The sequence below is a fragment of the Macrococcus animalis genome, assembly GCF_047425875.1.
Classification (GTDB): domain Bacteria; phylum Bacillota; class Bacilli; order Staphylococcales; family Staphylococcaceae; genus Macrococcoides; species Macrococcoides animalis.
Window position 1 is genome coordinate 1,238,985 of sequence record NZ_CP179727.1, and the last position, 24,345, is coordinate 1,263,329.

A 24,345-nucleotide genomic window follows, 5' to 3' on the forward strand; every position below is an offset into this window, starting at 1 on the left:
TATTTAGTATAATAACTATGTATGCACTATTATTTTCATCCCGAAAGGAGCATGTTATGCCTGATTCCATTGAAAAAGTGATAAAACAACACAAAAAGCTACCTTTGAAAGAGAAAATTAAACGTTTTTCATTCATCACATTAGGTGCGATTCTCATGGCAGTTTCACTAGAACTTTTTTTAGTACCAAACAAATTACTCGATGGAGGCATTGTTGGTATTTCTATTATGGCGTCTCATTTACTTAAGTTACCTCTAGGTGCATTTATATTTATATTAAATATCCCATTCTTTTACCTAGGTTATAAACAAATTGGTAAAACATTTGCACTCTCTACACTTTATGCCATTACGATATTATCAATCGGAACAGCACTTTTACATCCTGTACCACCATTTGCAGACGAAAAATTTTTAGTCACAATATTCGGTGGTGTTATATTAGGTCTAGGTGTCGGCCTTGTCATTCGATACGGTGGATCTTTAGATGGAACTGAAATATTAGCGATTCTCATTAGTAATAAATCACCATTCTCCGTTGGGGAAATTGTAATGGTGATTAACTTCTTTATTTATGTCGCTGCTGGATTTATCTTTACTTGGGAATCAGCAATGTACTCTGTCATTGCATATTTCATTGCTTTTAAAACTATTGATATCGTTCAACAAGGACTTGATGAATCGAAGTCTATATGGATTATTAGTAATCAACATGAAGAGATTGGTGATGCTATTAATGCACGTTTAGGACGTGGCGTTACATATTTATCAGGTGAGGGTGCATATACTGGAGATAATAAAAAAGTCATTTTTTGTGTAATTACACGTTTAGAAGAATTTAAACTAAAAGATATCGTCAATCACTATGATGAAAGTGCATTTGTTGCTATTGGTAACGTATCAGAAGTTAAAGGCGGAAGATTTAAAAAGCGAGATATTCATTAAAACAAAAACAGCAATAAAGTCATCTATTTCAGGTAGATTCCTTTATTGCTGTTTTTTATTATGGTTTTAATTTTGTATGACTACTTTTTAATATCCCATAAATCTTCTAGTAAATTCGTTTGAGTTCTATCTGGGCCCACTGAGAAGATAGAAATCTTAACATTACACAACTCAGAGATACGCTCTAAATAACGACGCGCGTTATCTGGCAACTCTTCCATTGTCTTAACACTGGTTACATCTTCAGTCCAACCTGGTAACTCTTCGAAAACAGGTTTACAACGATTTAAAGCATTTAAGTTTGCTGGATATTCTGTGATAATTTCTCCATCTAACTCATATGCTGTACAGATTTTTACAGTTTCCAAACCTGTTAATACGTCAATAGAGTTGATTGATAAATCAGTAATGCCACTTGCACGGCGTGAATGGCGTAATACTACTGAATCAAACCAACCGACACGACGCGGACGTCCTGTTGTCGTACCGTATTCACGGCCAACTTCACGAATATGGTGTCCATCTTCATCAAATAATTCAGTAGGAAATGGACCGTCCCCAACACGTGACGTATAGGCTTTACATACACCCACAACTTTATCAACGAATGTCGGTCCAACACCAGTACCTACTGTTACGTTACCAGCGATTGGGTTACTTGAGGTAACAAATGGATAAGTACCGTGATCGATATCAAGCATTACACCTTGTGCACCTTCAAATAATACTTTCTCTTCTGCCATGAAAGCATCATCTAAAACTTTAGCAGTATCTACTGTATATTCTTTCAAACGTTGTCCAGCCGCGAAATATGGTTCAAAGATTTCTTCGAATGTAAATCCTTCAGCGTTAAACATTTTTTCAAATAATTCATTTTTAGCATTTAAGTTTTCTTCTAACTTCACTCTAAATGTTTCTTCGTCTAATAAATCAGCCATACGAATACCAATACGTTGAACTTTATCAACGTAAGCTGGTCCAATACCTTTTTTCGTTGTACCGATTTTGTTGTCGCCACGTTTCTCTTCTTCTAATTCATCTTGCTTTAAGTGATACGGCAAAATAACTTGTGCACGGTTTGAAATACGTAAGTTATCTGTTGAAATACCTCTTTCGTTTAATGCATCTAACTCTTTTAATAAGGCAACAGGATCAACGACAACACCGTTACCGATTACTGATAATTTATCTGAATAGAAAATTCCTGATGGTACTAAGTGTAATTTATACGTTTCTCCACCGAATTTAATAGTATGTCCTGCGTTATTACCACCCGAAAAACGAGCAATCACATTTGCTTGTTCTGCTAAAAAATCTGTGATTTTACCTTTACCTTCGTCTCCCCACTGCGTCCCAACAACTACGATTGATGACATGAGTGCACCTCCAAATTTTCTTGACTAACCTTAGCTATTCTATCAATATACAATTAAAAAATCAACCAAAAACCGAACATTAATAAATATACATTATTATATGTTATTTAAAAGGGATTTATTTTTATAATTTTGTATAAATGCATAAAATATATTAATTTATTTGATGTTATAAAGATTTTATATCGTATAACTTTAAAATATTTATTCAAAAAAAACAAAAAATAGCACAAACATTCTACTATTCCAATTGTAAAGAACACGCAAAAACACGTACTATTTATATATTTAAATATAAATAGTACGTGTTTTCAAACTACATCATATCTGCATGTGCATAATCAATATCAGTAAATTTATTATATTGCTTTAGGAAATGAAGCTTAACCGTACCGGTAGGACCATTACGCTGTTTTGCAATAATAATTTCAATTTCACCATTATCATCTTGTGCGCCAGCATCAATTTCTACATCCTCGCCATCTTCACCTTGACCGCGATTATAATAGTCATCACGGTATAAGAATGCTACAATATCTGCATCTTGCTCAATCGATCCCGATTCACGAATATCACTCATCATTGGTCGTTTATCTTGTCGCTGTTCAACGCCACGTGATAACTGAGATAAAGCAATTACTGGACATTCTAATTCACGGGCTAACGCTTTTAACATGCGTGAAATTTCAGATACCTCTTGTTGTCGGTTCTCACTAGAACGACTGCCCGAACCTTGAATCAATTGAAGATAGTCAATTAAAATCATATCTAAACCGTGCTCTTGGTGAAGACGTCGACATTTCGAACGAATATCCGTAATACGGATTCCTGGTGTGTCATCAATGTAAATATTTGTTCGAGATAATTTACCAACTGCCACAGTAAATCGGTTCCAATCTTCACTATCCATTTGTCCTGTACGGAGTCTATTAGAATCAACATTACCTGTACTACAAATCATACGGGTAGCTAGTTGATCAGCACCCATCTCAAGACTGAAGATTGCAACTGTATAAGGATGATCGTTCGTTGCAACTTGTGTTGCGATATTTAATGCAAATGCTGTTTTACCTACAGAAGGACGAGCAGCAATAATAATTAAATCATTACGATTAAATCCTGCCGTCATTTGATCTAAATCACGATATCCTGTTGGAATACCTGGTGTTTGTCCTTTATTGTTATCAAGTTCTTCAGCATTATTAAACACTTGCGTTAGTACATCTTTAATATCTTTAAATCCGTCTGCTCCGCGGTTCGTTGATACTTCCATGATGCGTTTTTCAGCATCAGCCAGTAAAGTTTCTAAATCGAGTGATTCATTATAACCATCGGCCATAATGCTATCAGCTACATGAATTAAACGGCGTTTTACTGCATCACGATAAACAATATCGACATAGAATTCTACGTTTCGTGCAGTAGGTACTTTCTCAGATAACTCAATTAAATATAATTCTCCGCCACTCGTTTCAAGTGTACCGTCTTGAGTCATTTGATTCATGACTGTAATAATATCAACAACATCATTCTGTTCGGATAAAGTAAGCATTGCTTGAAAGATGTTTTGATGGCTTTGTCTGTAAAAATGTAGCGGCAATAATGTTTCAAGCACAGAAGATAATACTTCGTTATCAATAAAGATAGCACCTAATACAGATTGCTCGGCTGTTAAATTAAAAGGCAGTTTCTTACCTTCAAGATAATCTGACATATTATCCTCCTATTAGTTTTATTCTGAAATTACATGCACTTTTAAAGTACCACTTACTTTGTTATGTAACTTCACAGGTACATTTGTGTAACCTAAGCTACGAATACCATCATGTAAGTCCATTTTACGCTTATCTAATTTAATACCATGTTGCTTATTTAAAGCTTCGGCGATTTGCTTAGAACTTACGGATCCGAAAAGACGTCCGCCTTCACCAGACTTTGCAGTTATTTCAACTTCTAAAGCCTCTAATTTTATTTTTAAATTTTCTGCTTCTTCTAATTCCTGTTGTTTATCTAACTCAATGCGTTTTTTTTGTGCTTCTAATTGCTTTAAGTTTCCAGGTGTAGCTTCAACTGCATATTTATTTTTAAGTAAGAAGTTATTTGCATAACCTACTGGCACTTCTTTAATCTCGCCTTTTTTACCTTTTCCTTTAACATCTTGTGTAAATATAACTTTCATTATTAATCGTCTCCTTCACTCTGCTCATTTATTATTTGTTGTAATTGTAATATTGCCTCATTGATTGTCATGTTCTCAAGTTGTGTTGCAGCATTCGATAAATGTCCACCACCGCCCATGCTTTCCATTACAAGTTGTACATTAATCTCACCTAAAGAACGTGCAGATATACCAACAACATTCTCTTTACGTTCTGCTACAACAAATGATGCCTCAACACCTTCAATTCCAAGTAATTCATCTGCTGCTTGTGCAACAATAACCGGATGAATAATTTCACCTTCTGGTCCATGTGCAATTGCAATACCATTATCTTCTAACTGTACTGTTCGAATAATTTCTGAACGTTTAATATACGTTTCGATATCATCTTTTAAGAAATGTTGTACTAAAATTGTATCTGCACCGTGATTTCTTAAGAAACTTGCAGCGTCAAATGTTCTTGATCCTGTTCTTAATGTAAAGTTGCGCGTATCTACAATAATACCTGCAAGCATAACAGTTGCTTCTAAACGTGTGAGTTTATGTTCTGTTGGCTGATATTCTAATAATTCTGTTACTAACTCTGCGGTAGAACTTGCATATTGCTCCATGTACACAAGTAAAGGACTATCTATAAATGATTCACCACGACGATGATGATCAATGACAACTTTGCGATATGCTTTATTCAATATACTTTCATCGATTACCATTTCAGGTTTATGTGTATCTACTATAACAAGCGTTGTCTTCTTCGTCATCATATTCCACGCTTCTTCAGATGAAATAAATATCTCATCTAATTCAGGTTTCTCAGATATTTCAGCCATGACACGTGATAACGTATCATCAACATCGTAATCATTTAATATAATATTCACTTTTAAATTATTCATCCTAGCAAACCGCGCCACACCAATTGCAGCACCTATGGCATCCATATCTGGTCGTTTATGTCCCATAATAACGACATTTTCACCTTCAATTAAAATGTCACGTAAAGCATGTGAAATAACACGCGCACGGACACGTGTACGTTTTTCCATTGGATCAGTCTTTCCTCCATAAAAACGTACCGCACCGTTCATATTCTTAATTGCTACTTGGTCACCACCACGACCTAAAGCTAAATCTAAACTAGATTGAGCAAGTGTACCTAAATCTAATAAATTTTCAGTGCCTTCACCAATCCCGATACTTAATGTAATATGTGTTTTAATTTCGCGACTTTTTTCACGAATATTATCAAGGATGTTAAACTTCGTCTCCTCAATTTGATGCAGAATTTTTTGGTTGAAGAACATCATATATTGGTCAGATTGATAACGCTTAATATATACATTATTCTCTTCTGCCCATTTATTGATTTCTGTCGACATCATACTATTAATTTCAGTACGCTGTGTATCTCCCATGTTTTGCGTAATTTCATCAAAGTTATCTAAGAATAAAATACCAACAATTGGCTTCGTATCTTCATATAACTGCTCTGTTTCAACTTTATCAGTAATATCAAAGAAATATAAAATACGCGTGTCTTCACCGTAAGTTACTTTAAATTTATAATCTTCAAATATAGCCGTTGTTTCTTTAACACCGGTATTTTTTAGTTGATTTAGCAAGTTAGGAAACACTTCATGAATGGATTCAGAAATAATCGGAGCAGTAATCTTCTCATTAATAAAGTGATTATGCCATTCGATATGTTCGTTCTCATCAAGTAGAATGACACCAATTGGTAACCCACTAATCGCATAACGCTTTCCTTTATCAATCGATGTTGAAAGATTAGCTATATATGTTTCGTTATGCCTAATACCATGTCTCAAATAGAAAAGACTGATGCATGTAATGACAAAAAGTATGCCAAACGTTACCAATGCTGTCATTGGGTGCACGGTATAGAGTATCCCAGTAATTATAAAAGCTGCAATACACATCACGACAAAAGGCATAATTAATGTTTGCTTATTGTACTTCCTATTCATTGTGACACCTCATTAAATTATTTATTACTTAAGTTTTCTTGACACTCTTTTTTTTAAGTTAACCATCAAATCGATTATTCCAAAAAGTTGCGTGATGGGTGCGTATATAAACGCAATAAAGAAAATAAATACAGTCAAGATTGGATGTGTTTTCCTCATACGCGTAAAGTAACTATAAAGGGATAACCCTTGGATAAATAATAACCACTCTAACACATATCTTAAGTTTATCACGATTCCAAGAGGAACATAATCTGTTTCTGAAACTCCAAAATGTGCCAATAATACAATTAAATAAACAATCAAAATTGATTTCGGCATTTGCCAAGTGAACAAAGGTCTGAAGTTTGGTGTTGCAATCTTAAATTGACGGAGTAACGGCATTGTAATCACGAGTTGTAATAACACAAGTAGGAATAAAAATAGTACAACAATACCTGGTACTTGTTTGATGACTTCATTCATACTTGTATTAAACATTTCTAATTGGTAGTTTTGTATCGTGCCTTCTTTAATACCTTTTGATAAATAGTCGTTATACACATCAATCGTCGGCTTAAACCACGATTGAACTTTCGGCAAGAAATCTGTCACTTGTAAAAAAATAATCGAAACGAGCGTGTATATACTATAAAAAATCGTTAAAATATATAACATACGCTCTTTTGATGCACGTTCAATAAGCAATTGACCAATAATATAACCCGCAAATATCGCTCCCATAATGATTTGCATCGTAAATATCGACATCAATACAGTCACAAGAATCACAATTAAACTCATGATGTAAAAACCATTTCGAGATTTACAGTACAAATATACTGTTGGAACTAATAAAAACGGTGCGATAAAAATAACCAATGCCGGTAAGAAATTTATTATCAACGTTAACACCAACATAATTGTAGTGATGATAACAGTTTTACTTAAATCTATCTTCAACATAAAATCTCACTTTCTAAAAATATTTCTATAACTATTCTATTTTACAACTTTACACAGAATACCTCAATGCATGTACATTTTATTCGCACACAAAAAAAGAGACTATCCCAAAAGGATAGTCTTATTATTTAATCTATTAACCTTCGATTGCAAATTCAACGCCAGCTTCGAACTTAACATCTTTACCGACCATAACGCCGCCTGTCTCTAACGCTTGGTTCCAAGTTAAACCATATTTTTCACGATTGATTGTACCTGATACTACTAAACCAGTTACATCTCCACCTGACATAGGATTTTTATGAACACCATTAAATTCTAACTCAAACGTTTCTTCGTTAGTAACACCTTTAATCGTTAAGTCACCTGTAATAGAATTGTTTGATACTGATTTAGATTCAAAAGTAATTTCAGGGTATTGTTCAACATCAAAGAAATCTCCTGATTTTAAATGTCCATCACGATCACCGTTATTAGTGTCAATCGAATCTACTTTAACTGTAGCATTTACATTTAATGAAGAAATATCATTAATGTCTCCAGTTACTGTTGAAGTAAAATCTGTGAATTCACCTTTTACTTTTGAAACCATCATGTGTTTTACTGAAAAATCGATGCTTGAATGTGCGTTGTCTAATGTAAAGTTTGTCATTGTTAAATTACCTCTTTCGTCGTTTGTTTTATTTTCTTTGTCTTTTCCGAAAAGCTTCTTAAACATGTTCAATCATTCCTTATCTCTATCTTATATATTTAATATATCAGATATATAAAATATATGCAAGTATAAAAAATATATTATAATATTTTTTATTAAATTAAGTAGATAAACACTTTTAAAGATAAAAATAAAACAAGATACCTATAATAATAGATACCTTGTTTTAATATATTTTAAACAATTTGTATTTTTTGTGATATTATTTAATAACTGTTTGCCCACCCATGTACGGTATTAATACTTCCGGCACAGTAATAGAACCATCTTCATTTTGATAGTTTTCAACAACTGCAGCGAATGTACGTCCTACAGCTAATCCAGATCCATTTAGTGTATTCACAAATTCTGCTTTTGAATCTTTATCACGTTTGAAACGGATGTTTGCTCGACGTGCTTGGAAATCAGTCATATTAGAGCAAGAACTAATTTCTTTATACGCATTATAACTTGGTAACCAAACTTCAACATCGTACGTTTTTGCTGCACCAAACCCAATATCACCTGAACATAAATTAATAGTACGATAAGGGATTTGTAATTTTTCTAAAATTGCTTCAGCATGATGTGTCATTTCTTCTAGGGCAGCATATGAATTCTCAGGGGTCTCGAAACGAACCATTTCAACTTTATTAAATTGATGCATGCGAATTAATCCACGAGTGTCACGACCCGCTGATCCTGCTTCACTACGGAAACAAGCTGTCATTGCTGTAAATTTGGTTGGTAACATATCTAAAGACATAATTTCATTACGGTAGAAGTTTGTTAACGGTACTTCAGAAGTTGGAATTGTGTATAATCCCTCTTTTTCTACTTTAAATAAATCTTCTTCAAACTTCGGTAATTGACCTGTACCAAACATTGAATCAGCATTCACAAGTTGCGGAGTAACCATTTCTTGATAACCATTTTCACGATGAGTGTCTAGCATAAAGTTCATTAATGCTCGCTCTAAACGCGCACCATCTTTCGTTAAGAATGCAAACCTAGCTCCAGATACTTTTGCTGCACGTTCGAAGTCCGCCATTTTTAAATCTTCAACGATATCCCAGTGAGCTTTCGCATCGAAATTGAATTCACGTGGCGTACCCCATTTACGTACTTCAATATTCTCATCTTCATCTTTACCGAAAGGTGTTTCGTCACTTACTAAGTTTGGTAAACGCACTAATTTATCACGTAAGTCCGTTGCAACAGTATTTAATTCAGTATCAATAGCTTTGATCTCATCACCAACAACACGCATTGCTTCAATTGCATCATCCGCATTTTCTTTGTTACGTTTTTTTAGTGCAATTTCTTCACTTGCTTTATTGCGTTTTGCTTTTAATTCTTCCGTTTTGGCAGTGAATTCACGTGTTTTCGCATCTAAATTTAAAATTTCATCAACGATTGACGTATCAATACCACGCATTTCTAATTTTTTCTTAACAAATTCAGCATCTGTTCTAAATAATTTAATATCTAACATGTTGATTTCCTCCTAAATTTTTTAGTTTATTTTTGGGTACAAAAAAATACCACATCCCTATAAAGGGACGTGGTATTTACGCGTTGCCACCCTAATTAATAGTTAAACTGAGTTTAACTATTCACTCCATTTCATAACGGCTCATCACCGGTTTGCCAAACTTCAAATATGGGTAGAATTTCATGTATACAACTTCATAGCTTGCACCAACCGCTATGTCTCTAAAAATCGTCTCTACACTACTTATCCCAAATGACAAATATATTATTTGATTTGATAATATAGTATCATACAGATATTATATTGACAACAAATAATTAAAAGTGATATAACGATTTAACATGTTTAAACTTACTAAGGAGAATGATTATGCAAATTATTGATTTTATCAGCATACCAAAACGTCAAGTGTTTTCGCACAAAGGGGATTATGGTCGTATTCTCTTAATAGGTGGCAATCAAAATATGGGTGGATCTATCATGATGGCGGCACGTGCCTGTGTATATAGTGGAGGTGGCTTAACTACTGTTGCAACTCATAATTCAAATCACACAGCGCTACATTCACGTTGTCCAGAAGCTATGGTATCTGATATAAATGACATTAAACGTATTACAAAGGTGATAGAAAATGCCGATAGTATCTTGATTGGACCAGGTCTTGGACTTGATTTCCAGGGTAATAATGTTCTAACGATTTTATTTCAACATATTCAAGAACACCAAACACTCATAATCGATGGAGATGCAATTACAATATTAAGTAAATTAAAACATCCTTTACCGAAATGTAATGTAATATTTACACCACATCAAATGGAATGGGAACGTTTAAGTGGTATTCCTATTGCAGAACAAACACCTGAAAGAAATCGTGCTAAAGCTGATGAGCTGGGTGCCCATGTAATCTTAAAAAAGCATGAAACAGAACTGTATTTAAAGAGTGGGGATTATAAAATCACTGTGGGTAACGCCGCAATGGCATCAGGTGGTATGGGCGATGCATTAGCTGGAATTATCGCGAGTTTCTTAGGTCAATTTGATACTGAAGAGGCTATTAAACAAGCTGTATTCATCCACAGCTTAATTGGTGACCAACTTGCACAGGAAATGTACGTTGTTCCAGCAAGTCGTATTATTGATGAATTGCCATATATGATGAAAAAGTTAGAAGAAAAATAATTTAGAATTGCTTTATAGTTTTATACAAATTTAACTATAAATTATAACAAAATAAAAAGAAGCATCGATACGATACTTCTTTTTATTTATCACTATTCTTACTCACTCGCTTCTATATCTTTCAACATCTCTGGATCATTTAAATCATTTTCACGGTATCGGTCTGTCGATGGCATTTTTAAGATAAAGTCTTCTTGTAATGCGAGTTCTACTTTCACATCTTCTATTTCATAATCAAAAACGTGTCCACCAGACTTTCGGTCATCACTTAAATAGTGAACGTGGTATCCACCGACACCAATGCCCATAATGAAGTGTGGTGTATAGAATCCAAATAATGTCCCTTCAGTTTCTTCAATATCGAAATAACCTTGTTCTTTTACCGCTTCTACAAGTTTCGGATACGGTTGTTCTTGTTTTTTTACCGATCTTGCTTTCACCAATTTGAATTTACCCGTGATCTTCACAGCATGAAAATAATTCATACCTTGCATTGCTTGTAAGATTTCTTCATCTAATTTTTTTTTATTCAAACTACCTTTAAATTCTAATGTCTTCGTTGGTTTAAAATCCATCATACTTGCAAAAGGCGTCGTCTCATCTAGTGACACTTCACGCACATTTCCCGTACTTTCGATTAAATACGGTGTGCCATCTAACACAATCAGTTCGCCATTTAAACTATCCATTGTTCCAATACCATAGTTACCTGTAGCAAGTACATCTGACATTTTGAACGTACCTTCAAACATCCCACCAACAAGCGCACCCATTGTTGAATATTGATATAAATGATTCATCTTAATCCTCCTAGTTTGTTGCGTCAGGTAATAAGTCAGCCATTAACTGTGCATTATTACTATAGTCTACTGGAATATCAACGATGACCGGACCATCTTCAGCTAACGCTTGTTTTAATACAGATTCAAGTTCACTTGAATGATTCACTTTGAATCCTTTTGCACCCATCGATTCGGCATACTTCACAAAATCAACTGGTCCTAAATCCACTGCTGCACCTTTGCCGTATTTTTGGACTTGTTGGAATTTCACCATATCATAGTGACCGTCATTCCAAATCAATTGTACGATAGGTGCTTTCAACCTCACTGCTGTTTCTAATTCTTGTCCTGAGAATAAGAATCCACCATCTCCAGCCATTGAGACAACTTTTTTACCTGGGCGAACGATTGATGCTGCAATTGCCCATGGTAATGCTACACCTAGGGTTTGCATCCCATTTGAGAATAGTAAGTGACGTGGTGCATAACTTCTGAAATAACGCGCCATATATATATATAAAGAACCCACGTCTACTGTTACAGTTGTTTCATCATCGATTAATTCACGTACTGTTTTAACGATATGTTTAGGATTTACTAGTTCTGAATTCATATGATCTTCTGGTAATTCATATTTTTGTTTAATTAAGTTTGCAACATTATTTAATACTTTTTTTGCTGATTCATCTAATTGAATGTCACCTTCATTTAACTTTTCATCTAAACGTTGAATCGTTAATGCTGTATTCCCAATTAATTCAGTGATTGGTGCATAGTGATTATCGATATCGCTTTGTACTTCATCTATATGAATTATTGTTTTTTCATTTTCCTTGTTCCAAATGATAGGATCGTATTCAATTGGATCATAACCTACTGTAATTACTAAATCCGCATGTCTTAATAACTCATCACCAGGTTGGTTTCTAAATAAGCCAATGCGACCGTAGAAATGTTCTTCTAATTCACGAGAGATTATCCCCGAACCTTGAAATGTTTCTACAACTGGGATAGGATTATGCGTCATAAATTGTCGAATTGCATTCGTATTCTCTTCTGATGATGCACGCATACCTAATAAGAATACAGGTAATTTCGCTTGTTTTATACGTTCAGCCAAAGTGTCAATTTCAAAAGATGGCGCTGGACCTAACACAGGTGGCTCTTTTACAACAATCGCTTCGACTTCTACATCATCTGCTGAAATCACATCTTGTGGAATACTGACAAATGCTGCACCTTTGCGCCCTTCAACACTTGAACGAAACGCATTTGTTACTGCTTCAGAAATACTATTTGCTGATTGTACTTCTACAGAATATTTTGATACATGACTCATTAATCCTGCATTATCTAAAGATTGGTGTGTACGCTTCAAACTATCTTCTCGTTTAACGTTACCACCAATTGCAACGACAGGATCACTTTCAGAATTCGCTGTAACTAAACCTGTTGCAAGATTTGTCACTCCTGGACCACTTGTTACAAGTACTACGCCTGGCTTACCTGTAATACGTCCGATTCCTTGTGCAATCAATGCTGCATTTTGCTCATGTCGCGTAACAATTACTTCTGGTCCTCTATCTTCTAATACATCGAATGCTTTATCAATCTTGGCACCTGGTACACCAAAGACGTGTGTTACACCATGATTGATAAGTGTGTCTACGAATAAATCTCCACCTGATTTTTTCATTTTCTAAACGCTCCTATTATATTTAATTTTTATACAGTTTAAATGCTAATACGATTGCACGGTGACTTCAAATGATACGCCTTTGAAATACATTTAAAACGTTTTCAGGAACAGTGAAACGGTTACATTATTGCTTGGGAAATAAAAAAGCTAAAGTTCAGTGCTTGAACTTTAGCTTTTAATTATGATTCTTTTTATTATTTAATCGTTGTCTTCTTCTTCAGTTTCATCTTCGTCTTCGTCGTAAATGTCGTCAAATGAAGAGCGTTCTAAAATGTCTTTTGTAGGTTTGTAATCGTCGTCTTCAACTATACCAACCATATGTCCATTTTCACTCTCAATATCTTCATCATTCGCTTCTAATGCCTCTTCAGTGAGCGTCGTTTCTTGTTCAGCAACAACTTCACCTGGAGCCTTATCTGCATCAATTATTTCGAAATCGTCCTCTTCTTCTTTTTCAACTTTTGCTACTGTTGCTACAAGTTGTCCCTCGCCTAATTTTATTAAGCGAACACCTTGTGCAGAACGTCCATTTTGAGAGAATTCTGCAACATCTAAACGAATTATGACACCTTGATTTGTGACTAACATAATGTCTTCGTCACCTTTAACGGTTGTAATACATACAAGATTACCATTTTTCTCAGTAATACTTGCTGTTTTAATCCCTTTACCGCCTCGGTTAGAAATTCGATACTCTGTTTCAATTGTACGTTTACCGTAACCATTTTCAGTGACGATTAGCACTTCATGTTCTCCATTCGATTCGATTACATCAAGTCCAATAACTTCATCACCTTCACGTAAAGATATACCTTTTACACCGGCAGCCGTTCTTCCAAGTGGACGTAATTTATTTTCTTCGAAACGAATCAATGATGCATTTTTCGTTCCAATAATAAGCTGTTTATTACCATCTGTTAAACGTACCGTAATTAACTCATCATCTTCTTTAAAGTTAATGGCAATCTTACCATTCTTATTAATACGTGCAAAGTGAGAGAGATTCGTACGTTTAATAATACCTTGTTTCGTTGCAAATATAATAAAGGCATCTTCTCGCTCTAAATCATTTACTGCAATCATTGTACTAATTTTCTCATCTTTATCAAGTTCTAATACGTTTACGATAGGAATCCCTTTCGATTGACGAGATAATTCTGGAATTTCATAACCTTTAATTTTATAAACGCGTCCCATATTCGTAAAGAATAATACATTATCATGTGTAGACGTCGTCACCATTTGGCTAACAAAGTCTTCATCTAAGGTATTCATACCTTGAACACCACGTCCTCCACGGTGTTGCGTACGATATGTTGAAGCTGGTAATCGTTTAATATAGTTGTTATGGCTTAATGTGATTACGATATTCTCTTCATCAATTAAGTCTTCATCTTCTAAGTGATCAAATCCACCAGCAGTAATTTCTGTACGACGTTCATCTCCAAATTTTTCACGGATTTCAATTAATTCTTCACGAATAATTTCAAGTAATTTTTCTTCATCAGCTAAGATTGCTCTTAACTCATCAATATATTTTAATAACTCTTGATATTCAGCTTCAATCTTATCGCGTTCTAAACCTGTTAAACGACGTAAACGCATATCTAGTATTGCTTGTGCTTGACGCTCAGATAACTTAAATCGATCCATTAAGCCTTCCATAGCTTCAGCATCATTTTTAGAACCACGAATTAATGCAATAATCTCATCAATATGATCTAATGCGATACGCAATCCTTCTAAAATATGTGCACGATCTTCAGCTTTCTTTAAGTTGTATTGTGTTCTTCTTCTTACAACAACTTTTTGGTGCTCTAAATAATGATAAATTGCTTGTTTTATATTTAAAATCTTTGGTTGCCCATCAACAAGTGCTAACATATTAACACCAAAAGATGTTTGTAATGGTGTTAATTTATATAAGTTATTTAAGATGACATTTGCATTTGCATCACGACGTACGTCAATAACAATACGGACACCCTCTTTTAAACTTGTTTCATCACGTAAATCTGTAATACCGTCAATTTTCTTATCACGTGCAAGTTCAGCAATCTTCTCAACTAACCGCGCTTTATTCACTTGATACGGAATCTCAGTTACAATAATTGTTTCTTTCCCATTTGGACGCGTTTCTATTAACGTCTTCGCTCGCATAATAACAGAACCACGGCCCGTTTCATAAGCACGACGAATACCACTACGCCCTAAAATAAGTCCAGCAGTAGGGAAGTCTGGTCCTTGAATATATTCCATTAACTCAGGAATTGAAATATCTGGATTCTTACTTAACTCTAATACCCCATTAATGACTTCTGTTAAGTTATGCGGTGGAATATTAGTTGCCATACCAACTGCAATACCAGATGCACCATTCACAAGTAAGTTAGGAAATCTTGAAGGTAACACAACTGGTTCTCGTTCATTACCATCATAGTTATCTTTAAAGTCAATCGTGTCTTTATTAATATCGCGCATTAATTCCATGGCAATCTTAGACATACGTGCTTCTGTATAACGCATTGCAGCAGCACCGTCACCATCCATTGAGCCGAAGTTTCCTTGACCATCAACTAACATATATCGATAGCTAAAATCTTGAGCCATACGTACCATAGCTTCATAAATCGAAGAATCCCCGTGTGGGTGATATTTCCCCATTACATCCCCAACGATACGCGCCGACTTTTTGTATGGCTTATCTGGTGTCATACCCATATTATTCATCCCATATAAAATACGACGATGAACCGGTTTCATACCATCACGTACATCAGGTAAAGCACGTGAAACAATAACACTCATCGCGTAATCAAGAAACGAATCTTTCATTTCTTTAACGATATTTTGGTCCTGTAGTTTTGAATCGTGTTCTAAAGCCATAAATGGCGCCTCCTTAAATTACTATCTTTATGCATCAACATTAGCATAGACAGCATTTTCTTCAATAAATGCACGGCGATGTTCCACAATGTCACCCATTAACATTTCAAATACTTCATCCGCTTCAATGGCATCACCTAATGTTACTTGTAACATAGAGCGGTTCTCTGGATTCATTGTTGTTTCCCATAATTGATCAGCATTCATTTCGCCTAAACCTTTATAACGAGCAAGTTGCCATTTCGGCGTAGCTGGTAATTCTTCTCTTAATTTATTAAGTTCACGTTCGTTATAAACATAATATTTCTTTTTACCTTGTTCTACTTTAAATAATGGAGGTTGTGCGATGTAAATATATCCAGCTTCTAATAACGGTCTCATGAAACGATAGAAGAACGTCAGTAATAACGTACGAATATGTGCTCCATCGACATCGGCATCGGTCATGATAACAATCTTATGATATCTTGCTTTTGAAATATCAAATTCTCCACCGATACCTGTACCCATTGCTGTAATCATCGAACGGATTTCATTATTTCCTAAAATACGGTCTAAACGTGCTTTTTCAACGTTTAATATTTTACCACGTAACGGTAAAATCGCCTGTGTCTTAGAGTTACGGCCAGATTTTGCTGAACCACCTGCTGAATCACCCTCAACGATGTATAATTCACTGACTGATGGATCTTTACTTGAACAGTCCGCAAGTTTACCTGGTAAGCTTGAAATTTCTAAACCTGATTTACGACGCGTCACTTCACGCGCTTTCTTCGCTGCAAGACGAGCACGTGATGCCATAATGCCCTTTTCAACTATTATACGAGCAACAGGTGGATTCTCCATCAAGAATCGTTCAAAATTCTCAGCAAACAAATTATCCGTAATTTGACGGACTTCTGTATTACCTAATTTTGTCTTCGTTTGACCTTCAAACTGAGGATTACCGTGCTTAATAGATACAACAGCTGTAATCCCTTCACGCACATCTTCACCTGATAATTTTTCATCATTTTCTTTAATCAATTTATTTTTCGCACCATAGTTATTGATTACACGTGTCAATGCACGTTTAAATCCATCTTCATGTGTTCCGCCTTCGTAAGTATGTATATTATTCGCGTAACTTAAAAGATTTGTTGAATAGCCATTGTTGTATTGTATTGAAATCTCAACTTCAATATCATCACGCGTATCATGAATATAAATGGGTTCAGGGAATAATACTTCTTTAGACTTATTTAAAAGTTCAACGTAAGACTTAATACCACCTTCATAGTGATATTCATCTTGAATGACTTCTTCTCCACGTTCATCACGTACAATAATCTTAATTCCTTTATTTAAGAAAGCCAGTTCGCGAATACGTTTTTGAAGAATTTCATATTCATATTCTGTCGTTTCAGTAAAAATTTCTGGATCCGCTTTAAAACGAATTGCTGTCCCTGTCTTATCCGTTTCACCAATGACTTTTAAATCAAAAGCTGGAGCTCCTTGATGATATGCTTGATGATGAATTTGACCATCTTTGTGAACATATACTTCAAGCGTTGATGATAAAGCGTTGACAACAGACGAACCTACACCATGTAGCCCCCCTGAAACTTTATATCCTCCACCACCAAATTTACCACCGGCATGTAACACTGTTAAAATAACTTCAACTGCTGGACGACCCATTTTCTTGTGCATTTCAACTGGAATACCACGCCCATTATCTGTTACCTTTATCCAGTCATCTTTTTCAATAATAACTTCAATTTCATCAGCATAACCTGCTAACGCCTCATCTATACTATTATCTACGATTTCCCACACTAAATGGTGTAAACCTCGTGATGCGGTTGACCCGATATACATACCAGGTCTTTTTCGTACCGCTTCTAATCCTTCTAAAACTTGTATCTGGTCAGCACCATATTGATCTAAATTCTGTTCCAAGATTGTCACCTAACTTTCAAGTAGTCGAAATATGTCCATCAGAGACATTAAATAATTTCGCTCTGTTAATTGTTTCATGTTCAATACCATCTACTGATGTTGTCGTTACAAATGTTTGAACTTTATGTTGAATCGTTGTGAGTAAATGTGTTTGTCTTAAATCGTCAAGTTCAGAAAGAACATCATCTAACAATAGAATTGGATATTCTCCAACTTCTAAATTAATAAGTTCAATCTCTGCAAGCTTAACAGACAATGCAGTCGTTCGTTGTTGTCCCTGTGATCCATATGTTTGTACATCAATATTATTAATTGTAAATGTCACATCATCACGATGTGGGCCATGTAAGCTTTGTGCACGCTCAATTTCACGTTTGCTATCTTTATTCAGCAATATAATACACGCTTCAATCATCTCTGTCGTATCATCAATACATTCAAGATTTGAAACATAATGTAATTTTAAGTTTTCTTTTCGTTTCGTGATGCCTTGATGAATAGGTAAAGCAAGTTCTTCTAGCTTTTCGATAAAAGATTTGCGTCGTTGTGTCAACTTCACTGCATATTCTGCAAATTGTTCATTCAATACTTCAAGCATTGTCGTATCCGTATTTCCTGACAGTTTAAGTTGCTTCAGATGATGATTCTTTTGTTTAAGAATTCTTTGAAAGTTCGATAAATCATTGAGATACACAGCTGAAATTTGTCCAATTTCCATATCAATAAAACGTCTTCTTATTTGAGGGCTACCTTTGACGAGATTCAAGTCTTCTGGTGCAAATAAAACGACATTCATATGACCTATGTATTCTGTTAATCGTTTTTGTTCTAAATGATTAACTTTTGCTTTTTTACCTTTGGATGAAATCGTGAGTGATAATGGCATGGTGCCATGTCGATATGCTAATTCGCCTTCAATATGACTATATTGCTCACCCCAAGTAATTAATTCTTTATCATTTGAAGTGCGATGACTTTTCGCCATAGCTAAACAATAAATCGCTTCTAACAAATTAGTTTTTCCTTGTGCATTAAACCCTATTAAAATATTAACTTCATCGTTAAAAACTAAAGTCGTTTGTTCATAATTTCTGTAATGCGATAAAGATAGTGATTTTAATTTCATTATTGTTCCATATAAGTAATCTTATAAGTTTCGCCTTCAACTTCTAATAGATCATCTTGATGTAACTTCTTGCCACGTCTATTTTCTTCTTCGCCATTAAGTACCACTGGGTTATCTTGAAGATACCATTTCGCTTGTCCGCCTGTTGAAATAATACCTTCTGCTTTAAGAAATTGACCTAGCGTTATCTCACTATTGAATTCGACTATATTTACCATTCACGGTTCACTCCTCTTCCATGTTAGTCATTATATAATTATACCTTTAATCTAGAAAAATTGCATGTCTTTTAGCATAAACAAAAACGCTGAATGCTTATCATTCAACGTTTTATTTTATGTTTAATACATATTAATTTTATTTTTATTATTTTCCATCGATATTTGATTTTTTAATAAGTAACATCATAATTGTAATTAATAAAAATGCTATCCCTGCTAAAAATGGAATTGTGATAAAACCGAAGTAATTCACATATTGCGTATTACACGGAACACCACCAACACAAGGTTTGATCGATGCAAATCCTGGAATCTTTTGTTCCATATAATGAAAAACAGAAAAACATAAGCCGATGATAGAAAATGTCATAATCAAATATTTGTAATGATACGCATTTGTGAATGCTGCGAACCCTGCAATCAATACAAGAGGATACATTAATATTCTTTGATACCAACATTTTTCACATGGGACAAAATGCATTATTTCTGAGTAATACAAACTTCCCAACATTGCGACTAGCGCAATTACCCAGGAAATATAAAAGAATTTAGTATTTTTCATTATTTCAACGCCTTATCAATTGCTGATGTAACTTCTTTAATATTCATTGGATCAGCTAATACTTTACCATCAACGATAATTGTTGGTGTAGATGTAATATTATGTTTTTGATATAATTCAATATCTTGTTGTACTTCAGCTTTTTGTTCGTTAGCTTTAATTGCATCAATAATTTTATTTTCATCACTTATTCCTGCTGATTTCATTGCTTTTTTCACAGCCGACATCGTTAACCATTTATCTTGAGATCCATTATGTGTTTGTAATTTAAATAATTCATCGTGGAAATCCCAATACTTATCTGGTTCATTTTTCAATACTGTTTCGCCCGCGAGTCCACCTAAAATTGATTCTTCAGCGTGAAATGGTGTATGAATGAAGTACAGTTTAACTTTACCTGTATCAACATACTTCTTTTTAAGCTCTGGCTTCATTGTAATATCAAAATATTTACAAGCTGGACACTTAAAATCACCAAATTCAATAACAGTTACTTTCGCGCTCTCTTTTCCAAGCATCGGTTGTCCTTTTAAATCTACTTTATCTGTATTTACAGGGTCCTTACCTTGATTGTTTTTATTGACTGCACTTTCTGTATTCGTATTTTCTACAGCTGACGTATCCACACTTTCATTATCAGCCTTATCTTTTTGCTTCATGAAAACCATTGCTGCTAATGCACCTACTACTAACAATGTAAGTACCATCGTAAAAATTAAAGAACTCTTATTTTTCATTCGAAATACCTCTCTTATTTGTGTTTAAACACTTTTGTTATTTAAATTTTATTACTTTTTTAAAATGCATAGTATAAATTTTATATTAAATAAAATAACATTGCCACAAATAAATATTAAATCTTTTGTGAACTATTTCGTTTGAAGTGCTCTTTTAAAGTTTTTAATTAAACTCTTATCGTTACTAAATACACTACCTTTATAGATTTTTGCTGCGATATAGAATAGAGCAATAATTGTTATAATGCATAAAATTATGCCGATAATTATCTCAGTATCGCTTGTTTTTTGTGAAATTGTTCTAAGTAACATGACTTGTGGTGTAAAGAATGGGATAAAACTCGAAATTTTTACGAGTAACGTATCTGGTGTTGTTAAACTGAACATTGCAATATAAAATGCAGCCATATTTAAGAATGTAACAGGCATAATTGCTTGTCCTATATCTTCAATTCGATTTGTAAGTGAACCTACAATTGCACTTAAGCTAATGTACAATAATAAACCTAAGATTAAAAATATTAGTGCGTACATTAAAACTCTTACATTTTCTTGTGTAAATTTAAATCCAAAGCTTTCTATCGTTTTATTTAAATCAAACACTTTAATACAAACAAGTATAGTAATGCCATAAATCAACATTTGAACGAGTGCAACTGTGATAACTCCTATAATTTTTGCCATTAAGTGCGTTATTGGAGAAATACTCGTTACTATCATTTCGATTACACGTGATGATTTCTCTTGTGCAATCTCTGTTGCAATTTGGCTACCATAGTTAATGGTGATAAAGAAGATTAAAAAAATCCCAGCATAAACTAATGCAGTGTTTACAGCTTTACTTTCTTCAGATACTTTATTGTTTGCGTCCACTGGTTTAATTACTTCATTTTTTACTTTTGCTTGAGACAATACTTTAGACAATTTATCGGGTGCTAAATTCAGGGATTTTGCTATATTATTACTTTGAAAAGCTGTTAATGTCGATTGCACTTGCATGAGTTCATTAGTACCCATACTATCTAGTGTGTACACTTTACTTTCAAGTGTTTTATCACTATTTTCTTTAATATCAATTAGTACTTTATACTTTTCATCTTTAATACCTTTTTTACCCTTTTCAAGATCCACAATCTTTAATTTCTTTTTCTTATCGAGCTTTTGAAATTCACTTTTAAAGACTGTTGCAAGTTGTTTGTCACTTGAAGAGATAACTGTTATATCATCCTCACTTTTATCAAAAAAATCATAAATTTTATCTGCATTACTGAGCGCAATTATAGCTAGTATTACAATAAGAGTAGTAATAATAAAAGATTTACTTGAAACTTTTTTCCAGAAGGTTAACCAAAACGTTGGTATAAATTTATTCATGTTTACCACCAACTTTCTCGATAAATATTTCATTAAGAGAAGGTTCATTCACTTGAAATCTTGAAACATACCCCATCTGTTTAACCGCTTCAAAAATGGTTGGTGCAATATCACCATTTGAAATTTGGATGCGTACGTCATTTTTATTTTGTTTGAACTTCGTTACACCAGATATTTCTGCTAACGCACTGAAGTCATGGTCGCCTTCAATAATAATTTCTTTCTTACCAAAGTCATGCTTTACTTGTCTAATATCACCAGATACAACTGTTTTTCCTTTGTTTAATATACAAACATAATCACACATCTCTTCAACATGTTCCATACGGTGAGAACTAAATACGATTGTTGCACCTTTTTCATTAATTTCTTGTACAGCTGATTTCAGCAACTCAACATTGACTGGATCTAGCCCACTAAATGGTTCATCTAAAATTAATAATGATGGATTGTGAATAATTGCACCAATCAATTGAATTTTTTGCTGATTTCCTTTAGATAAATCTTCAATTTTTTTATTCTTATTCTCAGGTACTTCAAATCGATTTAACCAATAATCAAGTGCTTTATCTATATCTTTTTTCTTCATACCTTTTAGTTGTGCTAGATACTGAATTTGTTCGCTTACTTTCAATTTCGGATTCAAACCACGCTCTTCTGGTAAGTAGCCTATAGAATCTGTAACTGAGTAATCAATCGGTTTGCCATTGTAAGTAATTTTTCCATTTGATTTTGAAAGCAAACCTAAAATCATTCGGAAAGTTGTTGTCTTACCCGCACCATTTCCTCCTAAAAAGCCAAGCATTTCTCCAGCTGGTACTGAAATATTTACGTCATCTACAGCTTTAAAATTATTAAATTGCTTACTTACATTTTCTAATATCAGCATCTATTTTCCTCCACAATCATATTTATACATAATCTAATTTTTAATAAGTGGCATCTCAATTAGAATTGTAATATATTACAATATTTTTGACAACTATATTAGTCAAAAGATAAATTTATTTATCAAAAAAGCTTAAACCATTATGGTTTAAGCTTTTAAAATATTAGTATGTTCTGATAGGTAAGATTAATTGCACTAAATTATCATCTTCTTCAGGTTTTAAGATGAATGGGCGCATCGTTCCGAAGAACTCAATACGAACATCATCATTGTCTATTGCACGTAACGCATCCATCATATACTTAGAATTAAAAGATATTTTTATACCTTCACCCTCAAATTTACTCGTTTCAACATCTTCTTTGACTGTTCCGATTTCAGGTGATGTTGAAGATAATTCAACTACATTCTCTGCAGCAGATAATTTAATGACGTTATTTCCGCCCTCACGTGCTAATAGAGAAGCTCGATCGATTGCATGGAAGAAATCCCCGTTATTAATAGAAAGTGCTGTCTCGAAGCTCTCAGGGAATAATCTTGATGTATCTGGATAGTTACCTTCAAGTAAACGTGAGATAAAGTTAATATTGCCGACTTTAAATAGAACTTGGTTTGAGGCAAAGAAGATATCAATTGTTTCTTCTGTGTCATCAATAATTTTATTTAATTCACTTAATGCCTTACCTGGAATAATTACATTGATAGATTCAATGTTCGTGTTTTCAAGTTGAAGCTTTCTTAAGGCTAAACGATGTGAATCTGTTGCAGTACAGTTGAGTACACCCTCATTAATCATCCAGTTTACCCCTGTTAATACTGGGCGTGTTTCTGACGTGGACACAGCAAAGTTTGTTTGTTTTATTACATTTTTTAATACTTTGATTGGGAGTGTGATCGCTTCTTGTTCACTAACTTGTGGTAATAAAGGATATTGATCTGAATCAATACCTGACACATTAAATTCAGATTGTCCTGAAGTTATTTTTGCTTGAAAATTATCATTTGTTTCAATAGTCACTGTATCTGATGGTAATTTTTTAATGATATCAACGAAGAAACGACCTGGTAATACTATAGAACCTTTCGTTTCAACGGATAAAATCTCGTTATCACCTAATTCAGTGGGAATTGTAATTTCTATTGATACTTCTGAATCAGATCCTGTTAATACTAATTTATTATCAAATGCATCTAATTTAATACCTGTTAACACTGGTAATGTTGTTCTTGGAGAAATCGCTTTTAATGTATCATTTAATTGAGTAATAAAGTAATCTCTTTGAATCGTAAATTTCATAATTGAATAAGCTCCTTAAAATGATATTTATATATATAATTTT

Annotated in this window: 20 protein-coding genes and 1 other annotated feature; of the genes, 2 read left to right on the top strand and 18 right to left on the bottom strand. The window is 33.9% G+C overall.

Going from position 1 to position 24,345, the window contains the following annotated elements:
- Positions 1 to 56: 56 nt before the first annotated feature.
- Positions 57 to 944 (top strand): YitT family protein, encoded by an 888-nt coding sequence (locus tag ACMGE9_RS06545; protein WP_414042028.1) that lies wholly within the window; start codon positions 57 to 59, stop codon positions 942 to 944.
- A gap of 80 nt (positions 945 to 1,024) precedes the next feature.
- On the opposite strand, the gene ACMGE9_RS06550 is transcribed toward ACMGE9_RS06545, so the two are convergent.
- From ACMGE9_RS06550 to serS, 7 genes are all read right to left on the bottom strand, one after another.
- Positions 1,025 to 2,320 (bottom strand): adenylosuccinate synthase, encoded by a 1,296-nt coding sequence (locus ACMGE9_RS06550; protein ID WP_414042029.1) that lies wholly within the window; start codon positions 2,318 to 2,320, stop codon positions 1,025 to 1,027.
- Between the two features lie 316 nt (positions 2,321 to 2,636).
- Positions 2,637 to 4,034 (bottom strand): replicative DNA helicase, encoded by a 1,398-nt coding sequence (gene dnaB, locus ACMGE9_RS06555; RefSeq protein ID WP_414042030.1) that lies wholly within the window; start codon positions 4,032 to 4,034, stop codon positions 2,637 to 2,639.
- 18 nt (positions 4,035 to 4,052) lie between these two features.
- Positions 4,053 to 4,499, bottom strand: a complete 447-nt coding sequence (rplI, locus tag ACMGE9_RS06560) for a 50S ribosomal protein L9 (RefSeq protein WP_414042031.1) — start codon at positions 4,497 to 4,499, stop codon at positions 4,053 to 4,055.
- Positions 4,500 to 4,501: 2 nt separating this feature from the next.
- Positions 4,502 to 6,469 (bottom strand): DHH family phosphoesterase, encoded by a 1,968-nt coding sequence (locus ACMGE9_RS06565; RefSeq protein WP_414042032.1) that lies wholly within the window; start codon positions 6,467 to 6,469, stop codon positions 4,502 to 4,504.
- Positions 6,470 to 6,493: 24 nt separating this feature from the next.
- Positions 6,494 to 7,414, bottom strand: a complete 921-nt coding sequence (locus ACMGE9_RS06570) for a DUF2232 domain-containing protein (RefSeq protein WP_414042033.1) — start codon at positions 7,412 to 7,414, stop codon at positions 6,494 to 6,496.
- A 136-nt stretch (positions 7,415 to 7,550) separates the two neighbouring features.
- Complete coding sequence (locus tag ACMGE9_RS06575; RefSeq protein WP_414044462.1) at positions 7,551 to 8,066, bottom strand: YceI family protein; 516 nt, start codon at positions 8,064 to 8,066, stop codon at positions 7,551 to 7,553.
- A 265-nt stretch (positions 8,067 to 8,331) separates the two neighbouring features.
- Complete coding sequence (gene serS, locus ACMGE9_RS06580) at positions 8,332 to 9,603, bottom strand: serine--tRNA ligase (protein ID WP_414042034.1); 1,272 nt, start codon at positions 9,601 to 9,603, stop codon at positions 8,332 to 8,334.
- A gap of 60 nt (positions 9,604 to 9,663) precedes the next feature.
- Positions 9,664 to 9,868, bottom strand: a binding site (T-box leader).
- Between the two features lie 104 nt (positions 9,869 to 9,972).
- Here serS and ACMGE9_RS06585 point away from each other — a divergent pair.
- Complete coding sequence (locus tag ACMGE9_RS06585; protein ID WP_414042035.1) at positions 9,973 to 10,785, top strand: NAD(P)H-hydrate dehydratase; 813 nt, start codon at positions 9,973 to 9,975, stop codon at positions 10,783 to 10,785.
- A 98-nt stretch (positions 10,786 to 10,883) separates the two neighbouring features.
- On the opposite strand, the gene budA is transcribed toward ACMGE9_RS06585, so the two are convergent.
- The 11 genes from budA to dnaN all read right to left on the bottom strand — a co-directional run bounded on the left by budA (position 10,884) and on the right by dnaN (position 24,305).
- Positions 10,884 to 11,585 (bottom strand): acetolactate decarboxylase, encoded by a 702-nt coding sequence (gene budA / locus ACMGE9_RS06590; protein ID WP_414042036.1) that lies wholly within the window; start codon positions 11,583 to 11,585, stop codon positions 10,884 to 10,886.
- A gap of 10 nt (positions 11,586 to 11,595) precedes the next feature.
- Positions 11,596 to 13,263, bottom strand: coding sequence for an acetolactate synthase AlsS (alsS, locus tag ACMGE9_RS06595; protein WP_414042037.1), 1,668 nt, complete (start codon positions 13,261 to 13,263; stop codon positions 11,596 to 11,598).
- 201 nt (positions 13,264 to 13,464) lie between these two features.
- On the bottom strand, positions 13,465 to 16,152 hold the full coding sequence (gene gyrA / locus ACMGE9_RS06600) for a DNA gyrase subunit A (RefSeq protein ID WP_414042038.1): 2,688 nt from the start codon (positions 16,150 to 16,152) through the stop codon (positions 13,465 to 13,467).
- A gap of 27 nt (positions 16,153 to 16,179) precedes the next feature.
- Positions 16,180 to 18,102, bottom strand: coding sequence for a DNA topoisomerase (ATP-hydrolyzing) subunit B (gene gyrB / locus ACMGE9_RS06605; RefSeq protein WP_414042039.1), 1,923 nt, complete (start codon positions 18,100 to 18,102; stop codon positions 16,180 to 16,182).
- 7 nt (positions 18,103 to 18,109) lie between these two features.
- A complete protein-coding gene (gene recF / locus ACMGE9_RS06610; RefSeq protein WP_414042040.1) occupies positions 18,110 to 19,219 on the bottom strand; it encodes a DNA replication/repair protein RecF in 1,110 nt (369 codons plus the stop codon).
- A complete protein-coding gene (yaaA, locus tag ACMGE9_RS06615) occupies positions 19,219 to 19,437 on the bottom strand; it encodes a S4 domain-containing protein YaaA (RefSeq protein ID WP_414042041.1) in 219 nt (72 codons plus the stop codon). The genes recF and yaaA overlap by 1 nt, the downstream gene beginning before the upstream one ends.
- 148 nt (positions 19,438 to 19,585) lie before the next feature.
- Entirely contained in the window at positions 19,586 to 20,005 is a 420-nt protein-coding gene (locus tag ACMGE9_RS06620; RefSeq protein WP_414042042.1) for a disulfide oxidoreductase, read from the bottom strand.
- Complete coding sequence (locus tag ACMGE9_RS06625; protein WP_414042043.1) at positions 20,005 to 20,742, bottom strand: DsbA family protein; 738 nt, start codon at positions 20,740 to 20,742, stop codon at positions 20,005 to 20,007. Before ACMGE9_RS06625 ends, ACMGE9_RS06620 begins: the two co-directional genes overlap by 1 nt.
- A 132-nt stretch (positions 20,743 to 20,874) precedes the next feature.
- Complete coding sequence (locus tag ACMGE9_RS06630; protein ID WP_414042044.1) at positions 20,875 to 22,116, bottom strand: ABC transporter permease; 1,242 nt, start codon at positions 22,114 to 22,116, stop codon at positions 20,875 to 20,877.
- Positions 22,109 to 23,005 (bottom strand): ABC transporter ATP-binding protein, encoded by an 897-nt coding sequence (locus ACMGE9_RS06635; protein WP_414042045.1) that lies wholly within the window; start codon positions 23,003 to 23,005, stop codon positions 22,109 to 22,111. The genes ACMGE9_RS06630 and ACMGE9_RS06635 overlap by 8 nt, the downstream gene beginning before the upstream one ends.
- A 163-nt stretch (positions 23,006 to 23,168) precedes the next feature.
- Complete coding sequence (dnaN, locus tag ACMGE9_RS06640; RefSeq protein ID WP_414044463.1) at positions 23,169 to 24,305, bottom strand: DNA polymerase III subunit beta; 1,137 nt, start codon at positions 24,303 to 24,305, stop codon at positions 23,169 to 23,171.
- Between the last annotated feature and the right edge of the window lie 40 nt (positions 24,306 to 24,345).

Bases quoted from the DNA above. Each gene is read 5' to 3' on its own strand.
- gyrA (WP_414042038.1), bottom strand. From the start codon at position 16,152: ATGGCTTTAGAACACGATTCAAAACTACAGGACCAAAATATCGTTAAA.
- yaaA (WP_414042041.1), bottom strand. From the start codon at position 19,437: ATGGTAAATATAGTCGAATTCAATAGTGAGATAACGCTAGGTCAATTT.
- ACMGE9_RS06635 (WP_414042045.1), bottom strand. From the start codon at position 23,005: ATGCTGATATTAGAAAATGTAAGTAAGCAATTTAATAATTTTAAAGCT.
- ACMGE9_RS06565 (WP_414042032.1), bottom strand. From the start codon at position 6,469: ATGAATAGGAAGTACAATAAGCAAACATTAATTATGCCTTTTGTCGTG.
- budA (WP_414042036.1), bottom strand. From the start codon at position 11,585: ATGAATCATTTATATCAATATTCAACAATGGGTGCGCTTGTTGGTGGG.
- ACMGE9_RS06545 (WP_414042028.1), top strand. From the start codon at position 57: ATGCCTGATTCCATTGAAAAAGTGATAAAACAACACAAAAAGCTACCT.
- ACMGE9_RS06585 (WP_414042035.1), top strand. From the start codon at position 9,973: ATGCAAATTATTGATTTTATCAGCATACCAAAACGTCAAGTGTTTTCG.
- serS (WP_414042034.1), bottom strand. From the start codon at position 9,603: ATGTTAGATATTAAATTATTTAGAACAGATGCTGAATTTGTTAAGAAA.
- ACMGE9_RS06550 (WP_414042029.1), bottom strand. From the start codon at position 2,320: ATGTCATCAATCGTAGTTGTTGGGACGCAGTGGGGAGACGAAGGTAAA.
- recF (WP_414042040.1), bottom strand. From the start codon at position 19,219: ATGAAATTAAAATCACTATCTTTATCGCATTACAGAAATTATGAACAA.
- rplI (WP_414042031.1), bottom strand. From the start codon at position 4,499: ATGAAAGTTATATTTACACAAGATGTTAAAGGAAAAGGTAAAAAAGGC.
- ACMGE9_RS06620 (WP_414042042.1), bottom strand. From the start codon at position 20,005: ATGAAAAATACTAAATTCTTTTATATTTCCTGGGTAATTGCGCTAGTC.
- ACMGE9_RS06575 (WP_414044462.1), bottom strand. From the start codon at position 8,066: ATGACAAACTTTACATTAGACAACGCACATTCAAGCATCGATTTTTCA.
- alsS (WP_414042037.1), bottom strand. From the start codon at position 13,263: ATGAAAAAATCAGGTGGAGATTTATTCGTAGACACACTTATCAATCAT.
- ACMGE9_RS06630 (WP_414042044.1), bottom strand. From the start codon at position 22,116: ATGAATAAATTTATACCAACGTTTTGGTTAACCTTCTGGAAAAAAGTT.
- ACMGE9_RS06570 (WP_414042033.1), bottom strand. From the start codon at position 7,414: ATGTTGAAGATAGATTTAAGTAAAACTGTTATCATCACTACAATTATG.
- dnaB (WP_414042030.1), bottom strand. From the start codon at position 4,034: ATGTCAGATTATCTTGAAGGTAAGAAACTGCCTTTTAATTTAACAGCC.
- ACMGE9_RS06625 (WP_414042043.1), bottom strand. From the start codon at position 20,742: ATGAAAAATAAGAGTTCTTTAATTTTTACGATGGTACTTACATTGTTA.